This window comes from Anaeropeptidivorans aminofermentans (genome assembly GCF_940670685.1).
GTDB classification, from domain to species: Bacteria; Bacillota; Clostridia; order Lachnospirales; family UBA5962; genus Anaeropeptidivorans; species Anaeropeptidivorans aminofermentans.
This window is the reverse complement of sequence record NZ_OW711693.1, coordinates 2,577,959-2,598,445: the sequence shown is the minus strand read 5'-3', so window position 1 is coordinate 2,598,445 and position 20,487 is coordinate 2,577,959. Positions and strand designations below refer to the sequence as shown.

At 37.0% G+C, this 20,487-nt stretch carries 12 protein-coding genes; all 12 read left to right on the top strand.

Annotated features, from left to right (window positions below):
- Nucleotides 1-8: 8 nt before the first annotated feature.
- The 12 genes from NBX03_RS10930 to NBX03_RS10875 all read left to right on the top strand — a co-directional run bounded on the left by NBX03_RS10930 (nt 9) and on the right by NBX03_RS10875 (nt 20,468).
- Nucleotides 9-1,541, top strand: a complete 1,533-nt coding sequence (locus NBX03_RS10930) for a hypothetical protein (protein WP_250227811.1) — start codon at nt 9-11, stop codon at nt 1,539-1,541.
- 37 nt (nt 1,542-1,578) lie between these two features.
- On the top strand, nt 1,579-6,009 hold the full coding sequence (locus NBX03_RS10925; RefSeq protein WP_250227810.1) for a VWA domain-containing protein: 4,431 nt from the start codon (nt 1,579-1,581) through the stop codon (nt 6,007-6,009).
- A gap of 4 nt (nt 6,010-6,013) precedes the next feature.
- Nucleotides 6,014-8,152 (top strand): hypothetical protein, encoded by a 2,139-nt coding sequence (locus NBX03_RS10920; RefSeq protein WP_250227809.1) that lies wholly within the window; start codon nt 6,014-6,016, stop codon nt 8,150-8,152.
- 184 nt (nt 8,153-8,336) lie between these two features.
- Nucleotides 8,337-9,554, top strand: coding sequence for an aminoacetone oxidase family FAD-binding enzyme (locus tag NBX03_RS10915; protein ID WP_250227808.1), 1,218 nt, complete (start codon nt 8,337-8,339; stop codon nt 9,552-9,554).
- Nucleotides 9,547-11,127, top strand: coding sequence for an NAD(P)/FAD-dependent oxidoreductase (locus NBX03_RS10910; protein ID WP_250227807.1), 1,581 nt, complete (start codon nt 9,547-9,549; stop codon nt 11,125-11,127). Before NBX03_RS10915 ends, NBX03_RS10910 begins: the two co-directional genes overlap by 8 nt.
- 214 nt (nt 11,128-11,341) lie before the next feature.
- Nucleotides 11,342-12,058: a cell division protein FtsQ/DivIB gene (locus NBX03_RS10905; protein WP_250227806.1), complete on the top strand. Its 717-nt coding sequence runs from the start codon at nt 11,342-11,344 to the stop codon at nt 12,056-12,058.
- Nucleotides 12,059-13,116: 1,058 nt separating this feature from the next.
- Entirely contained in the window at nt 13,117-14,304 is a 1,188-nt protein-coding gene (gene ftsZ / locus NBX03_RS10900) for a cell division protein FtsZ (RefSeq protein ID WP_250227805.1), read from the top strand.
- Between the two features lie 371 nt (nt 14,305-14,675).
- Nucleotides 14,676-15,053 (top strand): zinc-ribbon domain-containing protein, encoded by a 378-nt coding sequence (locus NBX03_RS10895; protein WP_250227804.1) that lies wholly within the window; start codon nt 14,676-14,678, stop codon nt 15,051-15,053.
- A gap of 72 nt (nt 15,054-15,125) precedes the next feature.
- Nucleotides 15,126-15,812: a DNA/RNA nuclease SfsA gene (gene sfsA, locus NBX03_RS10890; protein WP_250227803.1), complete on the top strand. Its 687-nt coding sequence runs from the start codon at nt 15,126-15,128 to the stop codon at nt 15,810-15,812.
- Between the two features lie 318 nt (nt 15,813-16,130).
- Nucleotides 16,131-17,315: a D-alanyl-D-alanine carboxypeptidase family protein gene (locus NBX03_RS10885; RefSeq protein WP_250227802.1), complete on the top strand. Its 1,185-nt coding sequence runs from the start codon at nt 16,131-16,133 to the stop codon at nt 17,313-17,315.
- Between the two features lie 295 nt (nt 17,316-17,610).
- Entirely contained in the window at nt 17,611-17,874 is a 264-nt protein-coding gene (locus tag NBX03_RS10880; protein WP_250227801.1) for an HPr family phosphocarrier protein, read from the top strand.
- 467 nt (nt 17,875-18,341) lie between these two features.
- Nucleotides 18,342-20,468, top strand: coding sequence for a BglG family transcription antiterminator (locus NBX03_RS10875; protein ID WP_250227800.1), 2,127 nt, complete (start codon nt 18,342-18,344; stop codon nt 20,466-20,468).
- Nucleotides 20,469-20,487: the final 19 nt, after the last annotated feature.

Sequence of the window (20,487 nt, the reverse complement as noted above, 5' to 3'; positions counted from 1 at the left end):
GTGATTATATGAAAGAGCTTAAAAGTATTTTAAAGCCTTTAAGACGAAAGCTTTTTTTAGAAAAAGCCTTTAATATTTTTCTTGTGGGGGTAAGCGGCGGATTATTTATTTCCGCTTTGCTTCTGCTGCTGTCAAAGTTTGTATACATTTCCGACAGGGCACTTATTATAGCGGGGATAATTACCATAAGCGCTGCTGTCAGTCTTTTCTATGCTTTATTTAAATATCCAAGCTTTTTGGATGCCGCAGCTGCCGGAGACAGTCTCGGCTATAAGGAAAGATTTATCACAGCCTTTTATGTAAAAGAAGGTACAGATGTGTATGACCTTGTCATGAAGGACGCTGTTCATAAGGCAAAAAGCGGAGCCCTTACAAAAAAATACAGGCTCACCATAAAAAGGAGTTATATCAAAATCCTTTTACTGTCTTTGGCGGCATTATTTATTTGCGGCTTTGTACCAAGTCCCAAAGCAAATGTTTTGGAAGAAAGAAAGGTCCTTAAGGAAAAGGTTTTGGAAAAAATAAAAGAGATTGATGAAAATAAAGAGGAGCTTCTTAAAGAAGCCAATCCGAAACAGGCTAAGGACACAGAAAAAATCATAAAAGAGCTTAAAAAAGAGCTTAAAAGCGCTAAAACCGAAGCGGAAGCTCTGAAAGCTTCCCAAAAGGCCCAGGAAAGCCTTAAAAAGCTTGCAGAAAAACCGGAGCAAAAAGACTTAAAGGAACTTGCAGAAAGCCTTAAGAGCCACGAGGCTACAAAAAGCCTTGGAGAAGCCTTGGAAAACGGCAATACGGAAGAAATAAGAGAAGAAATGGAAGCACTTAATGAGCTTTTAAAAAATGCCTCACCGGAAGACCTTAAAGAGATTGCAGAGGCCTTTAATGAAGCAGCCGAAAACTTATCGAAAGACAATGCCCTTCGAGAAAATGTCAAAAACTTAAGCAATGCTTTGAATAGCGGAAGCATCAGCGATTTAAATGATGCTTGGTCGGAATACGGAGAAATTATGAATCAGCTTTCCCAGGATAATCCCGAATTTAAAAAAGCCGTAGATAAATTTAACCAGACAGTCTCCGGCAGCCAAAGCCAGAATGAAAACAAAGAAAACAATGAGGGGCAGGAAAGTAATTCCGGAGAAGGCGAAAATTTAGGTGAAAATGGCCAAAATAGCCAGAGCGGTCAAAACGGCCAAAACGGAAACAGCCAAAGCGGTCAAAACGGAAACGGTCAAGGCCAAAGTCAAGGCCAAGGGAATTCTTCCGGCCAAGGCTCAGGCAAGGGCCATAAAGAAAATGAAGAAATATATTCAAGAGGCTTTCAGGATAAAGCCCATACAGATATTAATATAGAAGGTACTGTGGGAGAAAGCGGGCAATACGAAGAGCAAACTCAGCAGACCATAGGAGAAAAGGGAGAAATGCTTCCATATGATCAGGTCTACGGCAATTACAAAGAGGAAGCCTTAAACACCCTTGAAGATTATGATATCCCCTATGGAATGAAGGAAATTGTAAAAGACTATTTCACAAGCCTTGAATAAAACAGGCTGTAATATTATAAGAGCAATGGGTGGTTAAATGAATTTTTTATATCCTTTGGCATTTATGGGCCTTATAAGCATACCGGCTATTATTGCCATGTACTTGCTTAAACAAAACTACAGAGAAATAAAAAGCTCCAGCAATATTCTTTGGGAAAGGGCGGTATCAAGGACCCTTTCTCAAAAGCCATGGCAAAAGCTAAAGAAAGAGCTTCTTATGCTTTTGCAGATTTTGGCTGCGCTGCTTTTGGTTTTTGCTTTGGCAGGGCCTTTTATAAAGAGCAAAGGAGAGTCTCAAAACTATATCCTTGTTTTAGACGCTTCCTTAAGTATGCAGGCGAAGGACATATCTCCCAGCAGATTTGAAAGCGCCAAAAAAGCCCTTGAAAAAACCTTGGAAGAGCTTTCTCCCAACGGGGAATTTGCCCTTGTATCGGCTCAGAAGGAGCCCTATGTTGCGGTAAATTTTACAGATAATAAAAAGGATATATTAAATAAACTGAACACCATAGATATTACCGGTTCAACTGTTGACGAAGAAGGGCTTATTCACATTTTAGAGGCTCTTTACAATAATAAAGAAGCTCAGATTCTTGTTTTTTCCGATTACGGCTTTGATTTAAAAGACCTTCCCGTTTCAAATTTTCCCATAGGTTCATCCGGGGATAACTCTGCCATTACTTTGATGTCCCATTCTGTTGACAGTGACAGGATTGTTTCTTTAGTAAAGGTTAAAAATTACGGAAGCAAAACAATAAAAGACAGCATCGCCTTGTATGGAGATACAAGGCTTATTGACATTAAGGATTTTCAGGCAGAGCCGGGAGAAGAAGTAAGCATATTTTTTACAGATGTTCCCTTGGAAGAAAGAAGGCTTATGGCGAAGCTTTCGGAAGGGGATATTCTGGAAACGGATAATGTATATTACGATGTCATAGAAGAAAGAGATGCAGAGAAAACTATCGTATTTTCTCAAAAAAATATTTTCCTTGAAAATGTGATAGGGCTTATTCCTTCCGTGGAGCTTTATAAGGGAGATATAAGCAATATGGAAGATATATCCGGATATCATTTATATATTTTTGACGGTGTACTGCCTGAAAAAATGCCGGAAGACGGCCATGTGCTCATATTTAATCCTCCTGCGGAAAATGGATTTATTGAGGTTTCGGGAGAAGAAGAAATAGATAAGGTATTTAAAAATAACAATGAGCTGCTTAATTTTATTGAAGATATCGATTTTGATATCTCAAAATCTAAAATTATAAAAGAGCCTGATTGGGCAAACACCCTTATTTCTTCTGATAAAGGGCCTCTTGTAATGGCCGGGGAACGGCAGGGGAGTAAAACCGTTATATTTTCTTTTGACTTGCATCATTCGGATTTTCCGCTTAAAAAAGAGTTCCCTATTTTCATGTATAATCTTATGGGCTGGTTTGTCCCTGAAAAAATATCAAAAGAAGAGAAGCTCTATACGGATAGCAGCATAGAATTTAATATTTATCCCGGAAGCGAAAGCGTAAAAATCATATCTCCCGATAAAAAAACCTATACGCTGGCTCCGCCCTTTCCGGCAGGGAGATTCCTTGACGGGAAGGTTCCCGGAATATACACTATGGAGCAGATAGTTGACGGAAAATCCATATATTCAGATTTTGCCATAAATCTTTCGCCGGAAGGGGACGAAAGCAATCTCCTTAAAGAAACGGCCTATGATTCTTCATTAAACGAAGGGCTGAGAGAGGCCTTTAAAAGCATAGAGCTTAAAAACCCCTTTATTATTATTGCGCTCATTGTAATACTGGCGGAATGGTATGTTTTAAACGGCTTTAAAATAAAACGGCCTGATATTATAAGAGGATTTCTTATATTCCTCATCATAGTATCGTTACTTGATATTAATATAAAAAGGTCCGCCGAGAAAACCACCACCATATTTGCGCTGGATATGTCATCAAGCGTTTCATTAAATATGGAGGAAACCATAGATAAGATAAATAAGGCATTCAATAAAAAAGACGCAAAGGATATTGTGGGTTCTGTTGCTTTTGGGGAAAGGGCGGTAATTAATTCCTATCCTTCGGAGGAAGTAAGTTATTTTGACTTTAATTCCTATGTTAACAGCTCTCATACAAATATATCCGACGGCCTTACTCTAGGAAGCACAATTATAGATGAAAAAACCAAGAAAAGAATCGTGCTTATTTCCGACGGAAACGAAAATATTGGCGATGCCCAAAAATCAGCAAGGAGCCTTTCCGCTCTTTCAATTCCTGTAGACGTATACTATACTGCTTCTGATATTACAGATGAGGCGCAAATAACATCTGTTAATGTGCCTAAGGCCATAAATAAAAATTCAGGCTATCAAATAGACGTAAATATTTACAGCCTTTCTGAAAATTCGGGAAACCTATTGATATATAGGAATGATAAACTTATAGTTAAAGAAGAAATAGAGCTTAAAGAAGGGGAAAACAGGCTTGTGTTTTCCGATGTTATGGAAGACGGAGGAAATATCATATACAGAGCAGAGCTTGCCCCTTTAAAAGACGCTATATATGAAAACAATACTTCCTACGCCTACAGCTATGTTGAAGACATGGCAAGAGTTCTTATTCTGTCAAAAGACGGCTCAGGAGATGAAATAACATCGATTATAGAAAATTCCAGAGTATATTATGATGTTTATGACCCTATGGAGATTCCCGAAGATATAGAGAGCCTTAATATGTACGACAGCATTGTTTTGGCAGATATATCTTTAGAGGATATGCCGGAGGGGGCCGATGGGGTCCTTGAAGCATATGTTAAATCAGGAGGGGGCCTTGTGGTTACAGGGGGCGAAAATTCCTTTGCCCTTGGAGGCTATTACGGTACAAAGATTGAAGAAGCCCTCCCTGTTTCTATGGAGCTTGAAGACGAAGGGAAGCTCCCTAATCAAGGCATGATTCTTGTGCTTGACCGTTCAGGCAGTATGTCCGGCGGAGCATATGGCATAAGTAAGCTGGAGCTTGCCAAGGAGGCGGCAATACGCTCCGTAGACGCATTAAGCGAAAAGGATTATTTCGGTGTAATAGCCTTTGATACGCAAAATATCTGGGTTTCCGATTATAATATTTTAGGCTCTAAAAAAGAAGATGTAAAAAACAAAATAGCAAATATTTCCCCCGGGGGCGGAACCTCCATACTTCCTGCCGTTACAGAAGCATACAATGTTTTGAAAAATTCCGATACAAAGCTTAAGCATATTATTTTGCTTACAGACGGGCAGGACGACGGCAGGGGATATAATGAGATTATAAACAAAATGAAAGCGGAGGGAATTACCCTTTCTGCCGTTTCTGTGGGGCAGGATTCGGATAAAGTTCTGCTGAAAAGGCTTGCAGAAGATTCCGGCGGAAGGTATTATTATAGTGATGAATTTACCGACTTACCTAAAATATTTACAAAAGAGACCTTCATGGCAGGGAAGAAATATATTAATGATGAAGAGTTTTATCCCATTATAGGTTCAGGGGGCAGTATTTTACAGGGAATTTCCGAGCTTCCTTCCATCGGCGGATTTATTAACTCCACAGGAAAGCCAAGAGCAGATGTTATCCTTTATGCCAAGGACAAAGCCCCTCTTCTTGCTTCATGGCAATACGGCCTTGGCAGAAGTATCGCTTATTTAAGCGATTATAACGGCCACTGGTCGTCAAAGCTTATCAATACCGATGAAGGAGTAAGGCTTTTTAGAAATATGATGAGCTATGCTTTAAGAAAGCAGGTAGGCTCAGACATTACGGTGGCCGTAGAGCCTATGGGAGATAAAAGCCGTATTTTAGTAGGCCTTCCTTATTTAAGCGAAGAAAAAACCATAGAGGCAAAAATAATCTCTCCTGATATGACACAGACAGATGCACAGCTTAAAATAGTTTCTCCCGGTAAATATGAAGGGGAAATCCCTGTTAGTGATACCGGCGCATATATTATGAACCTTGAAACCTTAGTTAATCAAGAGGAAGGCGTTATTGTAACAGGATTTAACATACCTTATTCTCCGGAATATGATATAAGAAATATCGCTCAGGGTAAGGCTAAGCTTATGAAAATAGCGGAGCTTACAGGGGGAAGATTTATAGAAAATATGGACGATGTATTCGAGCCTCTTCCCCAAAGAGTTTATGAGTCTTATAATATAGGCGGAATCATATTAATCCTTGCCATAATACTTCTTCTTATGGATATCGCCAGCAGAAGATTCCCGTTTATAAAGAGAAAATTTATTAAAAACAAAGAGACTATTAATAAAATTGGTAAAACTGCCGAATTAGATAATGATGTATCTATTCTCCTTGATGGGGCAAATAGGAAAGAAGGTAAAAATAAGAACGTTGAGAAAGCAGCAGAAATAAATAATCTTCAAAAAAATAAAACTGCTGATTTATTACTAAAGAGCAAGCAAAAACGTTCAGGCAGGTGATTATGTGGATAGCAAAAGCAAGGACGGCATTTTTGAAGATGCGATTTTAAGCGATGATGAAATATCAGAGCTTATTGGTGCGCCTTTAAAATCTGATAATGAGGGTCTAAGCGCCGATGCAGAAGTCCTTGATATAGATGAATCAGCTTTATCCTATAGTGAAATAGACGATATTTTATTAAATATAGACGGTTCTTCTGAATTTAAAAAGATTGAAGATATAAAAAATAAGCTCAGCTTTGAAAGCATGAGCGGAATGAATTTAGACGAATTTCAGAGTCTGCTTGAAAGCGATGCCCTTGACGAGGTTTTAACGGTTGATTTGGATAAAAATGAATTACATTCTCAATTGATTAATGAGGAGGCTTCTGATGGGCCTATGATGTCCAAGTCTTTAAATGAAACTGATCAGGAAAATATAACTTTAGAAGATTTGGGGTTTGATGAAGATTTTGACTTCGACCTGAGCGAGCTTGAGGATATGGACCTTGAGTTTATTAATGATGTCTCTGTTTATGATAATGTTGAAAGGCAGGACCCTTTTGTCAAAATCGTTAAAAGAGAAGAAGACAGGCTAATAAACCATTCAGACGTAAATGAGCTGTCTATAGATACCATATCTGACCTTATAGAAGATGATGACGAAGACGAGGAAGAAGAGCTTGATTTTCAGGAGGAAGAAAAAGGGAAAAAACGAATTTTTGGCATTATCAGAGGAATGAGCGCCCCTTTAATTATGTCCTATGCTCTTACGATGGTGCTTATTGTGTCTATCATAGGCGGAGTGTATATTATAAATAAGCTTAAGAGTGCTTATTTGCCTAACAGCGAAATTCTATTAGGCGCTCCTATTGCAGTTCAGTCTTCTTATTCCAGTGACAGAGCTAATTTCATTTATCTTGATGAATCTGATGTTGAAAATAAAAGCGATTATCCCTTTAAGATCGTGAAGTTTTATGCAGGAAACGAAGAAACCGTCTTTTATTTTAACCAGAAAATTAATTGGGGTAATTATAATATAAAATTATACGACGATGATAACAATACTTACGACACTGAGATTAGGGCTAAAGATAAGGCTTATACTTCAGATAGAATAAGGTTTAAACCAATTAATTCTCATACGAAAGGTATTGTTTTAGAGCTTACAGATAAGAATACAGAAGAGGTAATGCTATTTCCTATCCGTTTTGAAAGCTCTATATATCTTGTTCCCCAAATATATTTAAATACAAAAAGCAATATGGTTTCCGAAGGGGAATCTGGAATAAGAATGGAAAACGCATCCTTTAATTTTTCCGGCTCATCAGTTAATTATAAAATATATATGGGCGGAGAGGATTATTATAATTTTGAAAGAATAACCGTCGATTCAGGGACGAATAAAAAGATTTCCGAAGAAGATACTCGTTTTTATATTGGCGACGATACCATCGTGGGCAATGCTAAAATAGCTCCTATGGGAAGCTTAAGCGGAACGGTAAATATAAATTTTGAAAATATATATAGAATAACAGAGACTTCAGCTACAATAAATCCGTCTCAGCTTTTTATTGAAAACGGTGAAAATGAAATAACCTATATCTCTGGAGACTATACCGTCATATTAGAAAGATTAGGGAAAATGGGCCCTTATTTCGTTCTGGTACTCTACGGAGAAGATGAAGACGGAGAAAGAACAGAAGTACAAATTGAATCAGAGCTTAATTTTATCACGGATTCCGGTGAAAAAATAAGTATACCCGGTATGAATAATTACGGTAATTTAGGAACGGATATTATTTTCGATTCAAAAGCGTATGCCGACAAGGGCCTTGATATTTCCAATATTACCTCTCTTAATATTAAAAGCACTAAGATTAAAGTTGAGGATATATCAAGAAAGGTTGACCTTTCCAGCATAGCAGGAAGCAATGATATGAAGTCTGAAGATGCTATTGAAAGCGGTATTGTATTTTTAAAGGAAAAAGGATTTGAGCAGGCTGAAAATATATTTTACTCAAGAGAGGCCAACAGCTTTGAAGGCGTTTTCAGAACTTTAAGAGCGGACCAAATAGAAAATTATCTTTTAAAAGGTGAATACTCAAATAAAGTATGGAATTTTCATATGGAGCCTGCAATGAGCGTACCGTCCAATAAATAGATTTATCAGAACTTTTACGAAAAATTTATAAACATAAATCTTTGTTAGGCCGCTGCCAAAGTAAATTGTCTTAAAGAAGTAAGAAAACCTACTGGAGATTATCTCAAAAATACGGTTTTTATTGCTCTCTATTTGCAATTTGCTATAAACAGCGGCTTTTAATAAAACGGTAAAAGGAGACCCTATGATATACAATACGGCAATAATAGGGGGAGGGGCCTGCGGTCTGGCCGCGGCTGTATCCTGCCCTGATAATACTGTAATACTTGAAAAAAATCAAAGAGTAGGAAAAAAAATACTTGCCACGGGAAACGGAAGATGCAATATTTCAAACTTGAATGCATCTGAAGATTTTTATGATACGAAAGACAGAAAAGAGCTTTCTGATGTTCTAAAAAGCTGCAGCGTAAAGGATATAGCGGATTTCTTTAAAGGAATGGGCCTTCTCTTACGGTATGAAGATGACGGAAGAATATACCCTTATTCCAATCAGGCATCTTCTGTTTTAGATTGCCTTCGAAATGAGGCTTTAAGAAATCATGTGGAAATAAAGACGGAATTTGAAGCTTTGGATATTTCAAAGGATAAAGGTTTATTTAAGATTTCCTCTCATAAAGGAGAAATAATTAAAGCCAGAAACGTCCTTATATCAACAGGCGGACCGGCAGGAGAACCATCGGCAAGCTTTTCAGGATATCATCTCCTTAGAAAATTCAATCACGAAATAACGGAAATTTCACCGGCCCTTGTGCCGTTAAAAATAAAAGAAGGCTTTTGCAAAAGCATGGCAGGTATAAAATTTAAAGGAAGCGCAACAATATTAAAAAATTCAAAGCCCTTGAAAAAAGAAGAAGGGGAAATCCTCTTTACAGATTACGGTCTTTCAGGAATAGCCATAATGCAGCTTTCAAGCCTTTATGAAAAGAATGCCGACATTACGTTGGAGCTTGACTTCTTTCCGGAAATTTCATACGAAGAACTGCTTTTAATGCTTCATAAAAGAAAAGAAGCCTATAAAAATGAAAACCTTGAAGAATTTCTAACGGGAACGATTAATAAAAAGCTCGCTCAGGCAATTTTAAAGCATTCGGGAATAGAGAAGCTTTCAATGAAGGCAGAGGAGCTTAGCCCCCAGCAGCTAAAGCAAATAGGAAGCAATTTAAAGAAGTTTAAATTAACCGTCTTAGATACATCAGGTTTTAAAAATGCCCAAGTATCTAAAGGCGGGGCAAGGCTTTCGGAATTTAATATAAAGACCATGGAGTCAAACTACGTAAAAGGCCTTTACGCAGGGGGCGAGGCCCTTGATGTAAACGGATTATGCGGAGGGTTTAACCTTCATTTTGCATGGCTTACGGGTAGAATCGCAGGCCTTGCCATCAAAGGAGAAAACAATGCTTAGAATCAGTAATATTAAGCTTCATATAGGCCTAAAGGAAGAAAGCTTGACAGAAAAAGTATGTAGAATACTTAAAATTTCTAAAAAGGATATTAGAAGCTTTTCCATAAGTAAAAAATCCATTGACGCGAGAAATAAAGAAGATATTTTTTACATCTATTCCGTTGATTTAGAAATCGAAAACGAAGACCGATTTAAAGATATAAAAAACGTAAAGATAATGGAAAAGAATATTTATGTTTTAGAAAGCCCCCAAAAGCTTCCGAAAAAACGCCCCGTCATTGTCGGCAGCGGCCCCTGTGGTCTTTTTGCGGCATTGATACTTGCTCAGGCAGGACTGAGGCCTATTATTATCGAAAGAGGAAAAAAGGTATCCGAAAGAAAAAAAGATGTAGATGATTTTTTTCAAACGGGAAGCCTTAACGAGAACAGCAATGTCCAATTTGGAGAAGGGGGAGCCGGAACCTTTTCCGACGGAAAGCTTACAACGGGTATAAATGACCCTAGAATAAATAAGGTATTAAAGGAGTTTGTGAGATTTTCAGCTCCGGAAGAAATACTCTATGATGCAAAGCCCCATATTGGTACAGACAGGCTTTATTTTGTCATGGAAAATATGCGGAAAGAAATTGAGAGCCTTGGAGGAGAATATCGATTTTCCAGCAGGCTTTCTGAAATAATTACCGAAGAAAATAAGCTTAAGGCTCTGGAGATTGAAGATTTAATTCGATTAGAAAAATATATAATTGAAACAAATATATGTATATTGGCAATAGGTCACAGCGCAAGAGACACGTTTAAAATGCTTTACGATAAAGGTATTTTTATGGAGCAGAAGGTTTTTTCCGTAGGCCTTCGTATAGAGCATAAAAGGATTGATATTGATAAAAGCCAGTATGGAAAATTCCATAAAGACCTCCCTGCGGCAGATTACAAGCTTAACACAAAAATTCCCAGAGGCAGAGGTGCCTACACCTTCTGTATGTGTCCGGGAGGCGTTGTAGTTGCCGCTGCCAGCGAAAAAAACAGTGTGGTTACTAACGGCATGAGCTATTATAAAAGAGATTTGGAAAATTCAAACAGCGCATTGCTTGTGAACGTAGGTCCCGGCGACTTTTCAGATAACAATCCTCTTGCGGGAGTTTTATTTCAGCAAAAGCTTGAAAAAGAAGCTTTTATTTACGGCGGAGAAAATTATAAGGCTCCGTGTCAGCTTACGGGGGATTTTTTAAATAATATAAAATCTACTGAAATTTATGAAGTTTTGCCTACTTATAAGCCGGGGGTTACTTTAGGTAATTTTAATTTATGGCTTCCTGAGTTTGTATCTTTCGGCATTAAAACCGCGATTAAGGATATGGATAAAAGACTTAAAGGATTTGCAAAATATGATTCCCTTCTTACAGGCATAGAAAGCAGGAGTTCGTCCCCTGTTCGCATTTTGAGAAATGAAAGCCATCAGTCAAATATCACAGGTCTTTATCCTGCCGGAGAAGGGGCTGGATACGCAGGGGGCATCATGTCTGCGGCGGTTGACGGAATAAAATGCGCCGAGATGGTAATAAATGGGGTTTAGAATAAAAATTTGCATTTTGATAAATTATTATGGCGTCATGTTTAGACGATAAATAGTTGACATGGAATAATTATAAAAGTAGAATATATAGTATATTACGTATATGGCGGTAATATTCTTATCAAAATGATAGAAGACATTTTTCTGCATGATTTGTAGGCTTTAAACGCGGTATCGAATCAGGCGTAATTATCAAATTGAATGGGAGACTGTGATGATGAAAAAGAGCAGGTTAAAATATTATATTGCTCTTATTGCCGCAGGGATTATCCTTATTCTGATGTCTCCAGCGATGAATATTAAAACTGTTGAAGTAGAGGGCAATAGTAAATTTACAAAAGAGGATATTCTTACTATGGCGAAGCTTAAAACGGAGAATAATATCTTTCTGTTTTCCAAAGCCAATGCTATAGAAAGCATGATGGTAAACCCTTATATAAAAAATGTGGAAATTAATAAGGATTTTTTAAATAAAACCATATACATAAATGTAGAAGAAAGAAAAGTAAGCGGATACGTAAAATTCGATAATATAAATTACCTCTACGTTGATAAGGACGGAAGGGTTCTTGAGGTTAATTCTTTCTTTACAGAAAGGCATCCTATTGTAGAAGGTCTTGAATTTACAAGCTTTGTAGTAGGGGAAATAATAGAAGTTGAAAACAGTGAAGCCTTTAGAACCATGGTTAATCTTTCCCACCTTTTTGAGAAATTTGAGATAGCCAATGATATCATAAGCATAGACGTATTCGACAAAGATAATATTCACTTTTATTACGGGAAAATCGATATTATTCTTGGTAATTCCAAGGATTTAGACTTAAAGGTACGAACTGTTCGGGCGATTATTCCTGAAATTGAAGATATGAAGGATATAGGGGGATATTTATATGTAGATGATTCCCGTTATCCAAGGCTTAAATTAAGATAGCTTGAAGTATTTTGTATAAATGCCGTAAACTGGCAATTCTTAAAGCAAATTTACTGTGGCATAAGAGCAGATAATAAGGTATAATATGAATAAAATCAAGTTTTACTTGATTTTATTTACGAATACATTTCTTGAAGAGAAATGTATGAGGAAAACTTTAGCATATGATACAATACGATAAAATCAAGTTTTACTTGATTTTATTCACGAATACATTTCTTGAAGAGAAATGTATGAGGAAAACTTTAGCATATGATACAATACGATAAAATCAAGTTTTACTTGATTTTATTCACGAATACATTTCTTGAAGAGAAATGTATGAGGAAAACTTTAGCTTATGATACAATACGATAAAATCAAGTTTTACTTGATTTTATTCACGAATACATTTCTTGAAGAGAAATGTATGAGGAAAGCCTGAGATTATGATACGGAAATGCGAACAAAATTAAGCTTTGCTTAATTTCATTTATAAATATATTTTGACTCTCAAAATATGTGAACAAGTATTTTAATTATGATATAATATGGATAAAATCAAGTTTTACTTGATTTTATCCACGAATACATTTCACGAAAAGAAATGTATGAGGAAAACTTTAGCATATGATACAATACGATAAAATCAAGTTTTACTTGATTTTATCCACGAATACATTTCTTGAAGAGAAATGTATGAGGAAAACTTTAGCATATGATACAATACGATAAAATCAAGTTTTACTTGATTTTATTCACGAATACATTTCTTGAAGAGAAATGTATGAGGAAAACTTTAGCATATGATACAATACGATAAAATCAAGCTTTACTTAGTTTTATCCGCGAATACATTTCTTGAAGAGAAATGTATGAGGAAAACTTTAGCATATGATACAATACGATAAAATCAAGTTTTACTTGATTTTATCCACGAATACATTTCACGAAGGGAAATGTATGAGGAAAACTTGGACTTATGATATAATATAATGAATATGCGTAAATTTGTGAATTGATTGTTATATTCGAAAAATATAACGCCAAAGGATAAGTAACCATATTAACAGGAGGTAATGGTTTTGATAGATATAGCTTCTAACCAGAGTGGCAACGCTAAAATAGTTGTGATAGGCGTAGGCGGAGGCGGCTGCAACGCTGTCGATAGAATGATAGAGGATAATGTTGAATTTATTGACTTTATTGCTGTAAATACGGACCATCAGGTGCTCGAAATGAGCAAGGCTCCTATAAGAATACAGATTGGTGAAAAACTTACAAGAGGTCTTGGCGCAGGCGGAAGGCCTGAAATTGGCATGAAGGCTGCGGAAGAATCTACAGACGACATAAATCAGACTTTAAGCGGAGCAGATATGGTTTTCGTAACTGCTGGCATGGGCGGCGGAACAGGCACGGGTGCAGCTCCTATTGTTGCAAAGCTTGCAAAAGAGCAGGGCATTCTTACCGTAGGGGTAGTTACAAAGCCTTTCGCCTTTGAAGGCAAAAAGCGTATGGATAATGCCGTTAAGGGAATAGAAGAGCTTAAGAAAAGTGTTGATACGCTTATCATAATACCAAACCAGAGACTTCTTGATATAATAGAAAAAGATACCTCCTTAAAGGATTCTTTCAAAAAGGCTGACGAGGTTCTTCGCCAGGGTGTTGAAGGCATTGCAAGCCTTATTTCCAAGCCAGGCGTTATTAATCTTGACTTTGCCGATGTGAGAACAACGATGCAGAATAAGGGTGTTGCCCATATGGGTGTTGGACGGGCTTCCGGCAAAAACAAAGCCGAGGCCGCCGCAAAAGCCGCTATTAACAGCCCCCTTCTTGAAACATCCATGAAGGGCGCTAAAAATGTGCTTATTTCCATTTCAGGCGATGAAAACCTTACTCTTACGGATACGGAGCTTGCAGCTGGAATTATCAACACAGATACAGACGTTGAGGCCGAAATCATATTAGGTACATCTATAAATAATGATTTGGAAGATGAAGTAGTTATAACGGTAATTGCTACAGGTCTTGAAAATGAAGACCTTCCTTCCATTCCTGTTTTCGGTGCGGCCCAGTCTCAGGAAAATCCTGTTAGAACACAGCAGCCTCAGCCCCAATCCCAGGCTCATATACATAATGAACAGCCCCAGCAGCCTGAGGAACAGCCAAAAGCCCCAGACCATCAGGAGCTTAGGCCCATAAGAGATATGAAGAAAGATGCAAAATTTGTTATTCCCGATTTTCTTCAAGAGAAGAAAAGGCCATAGATTGTTATTTACAGCCGGCTGTATTTTAGCCGGCTTAATATATGTTAAGCGAACTTTAAAAATGATACAAGGTTCAAATTGTATTGTTAATTTGCTTTTTTTCGTTATAAGTATTATAGTAAAATAAAAGTAAAGAAAATATAAAAGACGTTTCAAAATAATTTAAAAACACGGCTTTCCTTTGGAAATGGTATATTTTTGAATTATTTTGAAGATACGCCTTTTATCTTATTTATTTGTTTTACTATCGTTTGCAGAGCGCATGAAATAAAAGCAAATTGACAATGGGATTATTCAAGTATAAATGGTTTTTAAGTAAGCGTCTCTCTACAGTAAGTTTCTTAAATATACGGCTATAAGGAAGTGCTTAAATGTTCTTTATTTTCGGATTCGGCCACAGGACTGTTAAAATATTTACGACCCTGCCGCCCACCGGCTGCCAAAATTGCCATAACAATGTGGAAATGGGCATTGTAAGAGTTACGTCGTGGTTTACTTTATTTTTCATTCCTATCATTCCATATAAGAAGGAATATCTTGTGGTCTGCCCCATATGCAAAGGCGGAACGAGGATTTCAAAAAGCGAATTTGACGCTATTTTACAGGGTAACGGTCTGGAGGGCATTAACATGCATCAGCCGGAATATACAGCTACCCATGATAAATATGCCGGAAAGACGGAGACACAAATCACTTATCTTAAACAAATGGAAGAAATAGAAAGAGAAAAAGCAAAAAATGCAAATTAATAAAATTATTCAGCCGGAAGAATGATGCTTTCCTTTTGAAGCATATTTTATCCGGCTTTTTCAGGTGATGATATGAAATATGAAAATATGATAGAAGGCATTTTTTTAGAAAGGCCGAATAGGTTTATTGCCATAGTGCTTATAAACGGAAAAGAAGAAACTGTCCATGTGAAAAATACAGGCAGATGCAGAGAGCTTTTAATAAAAGGCGTTACGGTATATTTGCGCCATGAGACGAATCCCGCCAGAAAGACAAAATATTCCCTTATAAGCGTAGTTAAAAACAATATGCTTATCAATATGGATTCCCAGATACCGAATTACGTTGTATATGAGGCCCTTCAAGAAAATAAAATTCATGGGATAAATGCCGAGGCTATAAAAAAAGAGGTTCAATACGATAATTCAAGATTTGATATATATTTTAAAAGTTCAGGGAAAGAATCTTTCATGGAGGTTAAAGGTGTAACCCTTGAGGAAAACGGCTTTGCCATGTTCCCAGATGCGCCTACCCAAAGGGGGGCCAAACATCTTAAGGAGCTGATTAAGGCGAAGGAAGAAGGCTACGGTGCCTATATATTTTTCCTTATACAAATGGATAAAATAAATGTTTTCGGGCCTAATTATGAAAGAGATGCTATCTTTAGCGAGGCCTTGGAAGAGGCTTATAAAAAAGGTGTTCAGATACTCTGCTATAACAGCAAAGTATCCACAGACAGTATATCCATAGGAGAAAGTATTCAATTGGTTTTTAAATAAATTTAGTTTCCATATATGCATAATTTTTGAAAATAAGTTCAATATAGAATTAGAGATTGTTTTGAAATTTATATTGTACTTATTTCCATAATCTAAATTTCAAAAACATGCTTTTGGCTGTTTGATTAACGGCTATGGTATTCAGCTTTATATCGTTTGATTATAATAAATAAATTTTAATAGGGCTAAGAACTTTGCAGTGAGAATTCCATATTTTAAGGAATTTTTCGAAAGTTTTTGCTTCTTTTATCTTTTATTTAGTATGCTGCCCACATAGAAAGTTGAGCACCGTAAGCTTTGAATTTAAGGAGGAAAAACATGCATATAAGGAAAATTTCTATGATTCTGGCATTTTCTTTTATTTTATCTGCGGCTTCCGTTGCCTTCGCCCAGGAAACAAAAACCACCGGAGAAAATGTATCGGGATTAAGTGTAAAGGCAAAGTCTGCCGTGCTTATGGAGCCTTCAACGGGAAAAATCGTATACGAGTTTAACCCTGATGAAAAGCTTCCCCCTGCAAGTGTTACGAAGGTAATGACGCTTCTGCTTGTTTACGAAGCCTTGGAGCAGGGAAAAATAGGCCTTGACGAAATCGTGACAATCAGTGAATATGCCGCAGGAATGGGCGGCTCTCAGGTATATCTTGAACCGGGAGAGCAGCAGACAGTAAGGGATTTAATCAAATGTATAGCAATCCCTTCGGCAAACGATGCCGCCGTTGCTATGGCGGAATATGTAGCAGGAAGCGAAGAAGCCTTCGTAATGAGCATGAATAAGAGGGCAGAAGAATTGGGCATGCAGTCCACCCATTTTGTAAATGCCTGCGGTCTTGATGCCGAAGGCCATTTAACAAGTGCAAAGGATATAGCCATCATGAGTAAAGAGCTTATAAATAAGTATCCTGAGGTTTTGGAGCTTACAAGCATATGGATGGATAGCATCGTTCATAAAACCGCAAGAGGAGAAAGTGAATTTGGCCTTACGAATACCAATAAGCTTCTTAAGGCATATTCCGGCGCCAACGGCCTTAAAACAGGCTCCACGGGAAAAGCCGGATACTGTGTATCCGCAACTGCCAAAAGAGACGATATGATGCTTATAGCGGTTATTATGGGTTCAGACAGCGGCCCTATAAGATTTAATGAGGCAAGGAAGCTTTTAGACTATGGATTTGCCAATTATACCTTAAGCGTAGGTGACCCTGCAGGTACTGATAAAGGCCAGATAAAGGTTAACAAAGGGGAACTTGACAGCGTAAAAATCGTCGTAAAAGATCAGGTTAATGTTCTTATGGATAAAGGAAACCATATAGAGCTTGAAAGCCAGATTGACGTTTTAGATTCTATAAATGCACCGGTTACCGCCGGAACAAAAGTCGGAGAAATAATTTATTTGAGTGACGGCAAAGAAGCCGGCAGAAGCGATTTAGTATGCGCCGATGACGTTCATAAGGCCAACATAGGCCATATGGTTAAAAAACTCTCCAAAAGATGGTTTGAATAATAGCTTTATGTGCGCTTTATTGTAAAATCATGATGGAAATATAGTGAATATGACGGCTTATCCCCAAACTAATTGACATATAAATTATAAAGAGGATATAATTTAACGTGAGGACGACGAAGTCGGACCCCCTTGGTTTATCAAGGGAAAGTCAGGAGGGCTTTTCACATTATGAGTATAAATTTTCAGTGTTTTTCTGCAAATTTGTACGAATAGTATCATAAGTTTGATGGAATTTTAATTCCGTCTAATTCTTATTAATTTATACTGAGAAGAAAGATAAGGGGGATTATCTATGACGAGCAAAGTATTTACTATAAACAATAAAGCTGGTTTGCATGTAAGGCCGGCAGGCTGTCTTGTAAAGGCGATTCAGCCTTTTAAATGCAATGTAAAAATGAAGTTTAAGGATAAGGAATACAATGCCAAGAGCATATTAGGGATAATGAGTGCCTGCATAGAATCAGGAGAAGAAGTTGAGTTCATTGCAGACGGAGAAGACGAGAACGCCGCCCTTGACGCCATAGCCGAAGCAGTAGCATCAGGCCTTGGAGAATAGTATAATAAGTAAATAACTTCAAAAAGGTTTATTTGCTTTAAATATAATTAATGCAATATTAAATTAATAAGTAAAAGCCGCAGTATTACTGAAAAGTACTGGGGCTTTTTTATTTGTAAAATTCCTTGCGCCTTACAAAGCTTTAGAGGATTTTAATGGATATTCAGGGTAATACTTTTAGATATCGTAAATTTAAAATTAAATAGTAACAAAACCGTATATTTGCGAGGATTCAAAAATATACGGTTTTCGAAGGAAACCCATATTTTTGAATCTTTAAGTAAATAGGCTTTTCTTCCTTCTTTATAAGAAAGTTACTATGAATATAAAAATTGAATCAATAGAAAGTGAAAGCTTCAAAAAATGTTAGACCCATGTTAAGAAACGGTGTGTGTATTTTTGATACCCAATAGAACTTTAATATACAAGGGGGCTGCCTTATAATAAAGCCAGAAAGGGTGGTAGGTATGCTACTTGATGAGAGAAGCTCACGAATATTTAAAGAAATAGTGCTTCATCCCGGTATTACTACTAAACAGCTTGGTAAAAAGCTTAATTTATCAAGAAGCCAGATTGATTACGGCATAAAAAAGATTAATGATTGGCTCAAGCTGAATTCTTTCGAAGAAAAAGTAAAGAGATTAAAAACAGGAAGCATTCAAATAGACGAATCCTTAAGGAATTACCATTTACAGAATTTTCTTAACGAAGATAGGGATAAGATTGATTATATTCCCAATCAGGACGAGCGTGCCCAGCTTATCATTTTAATCCTCCTATCATCCAAAGAGAGCCTCTCGTTATTTCATTTCATTGCAGATTTACAGGTAAGCAAAAATACGGTTTTGCGTGATTTGAGGAATGTAAAGACATTGCTTAAAAACTATGATTTAAAGCTCAGCTACTCCAGAAATAGCGGATATTATTTACAAGGCCACGAAACTAATATCAGAAAGCTTTTAAATGATACGGCGGCAAATATTTATAAAATGCCCTACGGAGAAAAATTTCTTCAAAAATACGGTGAGATAAAGCCGGAAGACATCAGGCTGATGCTTAAAAAGCTTGAAAACGTTGAAGCGTATCTGGAGGTCCAGTACAGCGATACGAAGCTATGGACGGCTTGCTATGCCTTAGTCCTTATTTTAAGAAGGATTGAACGGGAGCAGATAATCGAAAAAAATTATGACATCAGGGCAAGAGAGCTTTCAGACACAAAGGAATATGAAGTATTAAACATCATCATTGAAGATATCAGTAAAATCCCCGATGAGGAAAAGATATATCTCACTTTAAAGCTTTTATCCATAAGCATGAATAAGCTTTCTCAAGGCAATGAAGACAGCGTCAATGTGACGGATTTAATGCTTGCCATCAGAGAATTTCTTGATTTATTTGAAAAAAAGGCGGCCATTGAGCTTAAAAACAGAGATGAGCTTGCCAGCAAGCTGTTTTTGCATTTGAAACCTGCCTATTACAGAATTAAATACGATCTTACCATAAGATATTTTAATATTGAAAAGTTTTATCAGGAATTTGAATCTGTTTTTCATCTTGTGAAAGAAGCTTTGGAGCCTCTTGAAAAATTTGTAGGAAAAAGCTTTCCAGAAAATGAAATCCTCATGATTTCCATGTTTATAGGCGCCCAGCTTTCATCGACGAAAGCGAAGCAGAAAATTGAGGCGGAAGATTATGTGGCAAATGCCATTATTGTATGCCCAAGCGGTGTCATTACTTCAAATCTTCTGGAGAAAAAGCTTGAAGATATATTTCCAAATATATGCTTTCTAAATACCATGTCTATCAGGGAATTTGAAATATATGAAAAAGTAGGGGGAAACCTTGATAATACCATTATTTTTTCTACCATTCCCCTTAAAAGTAACGGCAAAGTCATTATCATTGATGAAAACATAGGGAAAATAGAGAAGGAAAGCATTATAAATTCCGTATCTGCCGTTGTTGATAACGGAAAGTTTAAAGGATTTAGCGTCAATAAAATAATGAATATTGTAAACAGCCATGTTGCGCTTGAAGAAGAGGCATATGAAAAAATAAAAGTTGATTTAATCACCTTGGGACACAGCCTAAGGGAAAATGTCCCCTTTTACAACGAAAATACTACTGCCGCTGAAAAAAGAGACCTTTCGGACTTTCTGGAAGAGGGTTTTATACAGATAAAAGATTCTCTTTCATGGGAAGAAGTCTTGGATACCGTAAGCCTTCCCCTTATAAAAAGCGGGAAAATTGGCACAGAATATATTGAAGCCATGAAAAATCTTTACCCTTATGCGGATTTATGCATTGATTTTTCGGGCAATATCCTAATACCCCATGCAAGGCCGGAAGACGGGGCAAGAGATGTGGGCTTCAGCCTTTTAAAAATTAAAGAAGGCCTCTCTTATAAAGATAAAAAAATATATCTTGTTGCCTCTGTATCGGCCATCGATAAAGAAAAGCATATTAACGCAATGTTCCAGCTTCTGAATATTTCAGGCAACAGAACCATTGTAAAGCAAATACTTGAAATAGACAGCCCTGAAGAGATTCGCAAGCTTATCAGAATACATCAAAATAATGCCGTGGAATTCTAGGCATTAGAAAATGAAGGGA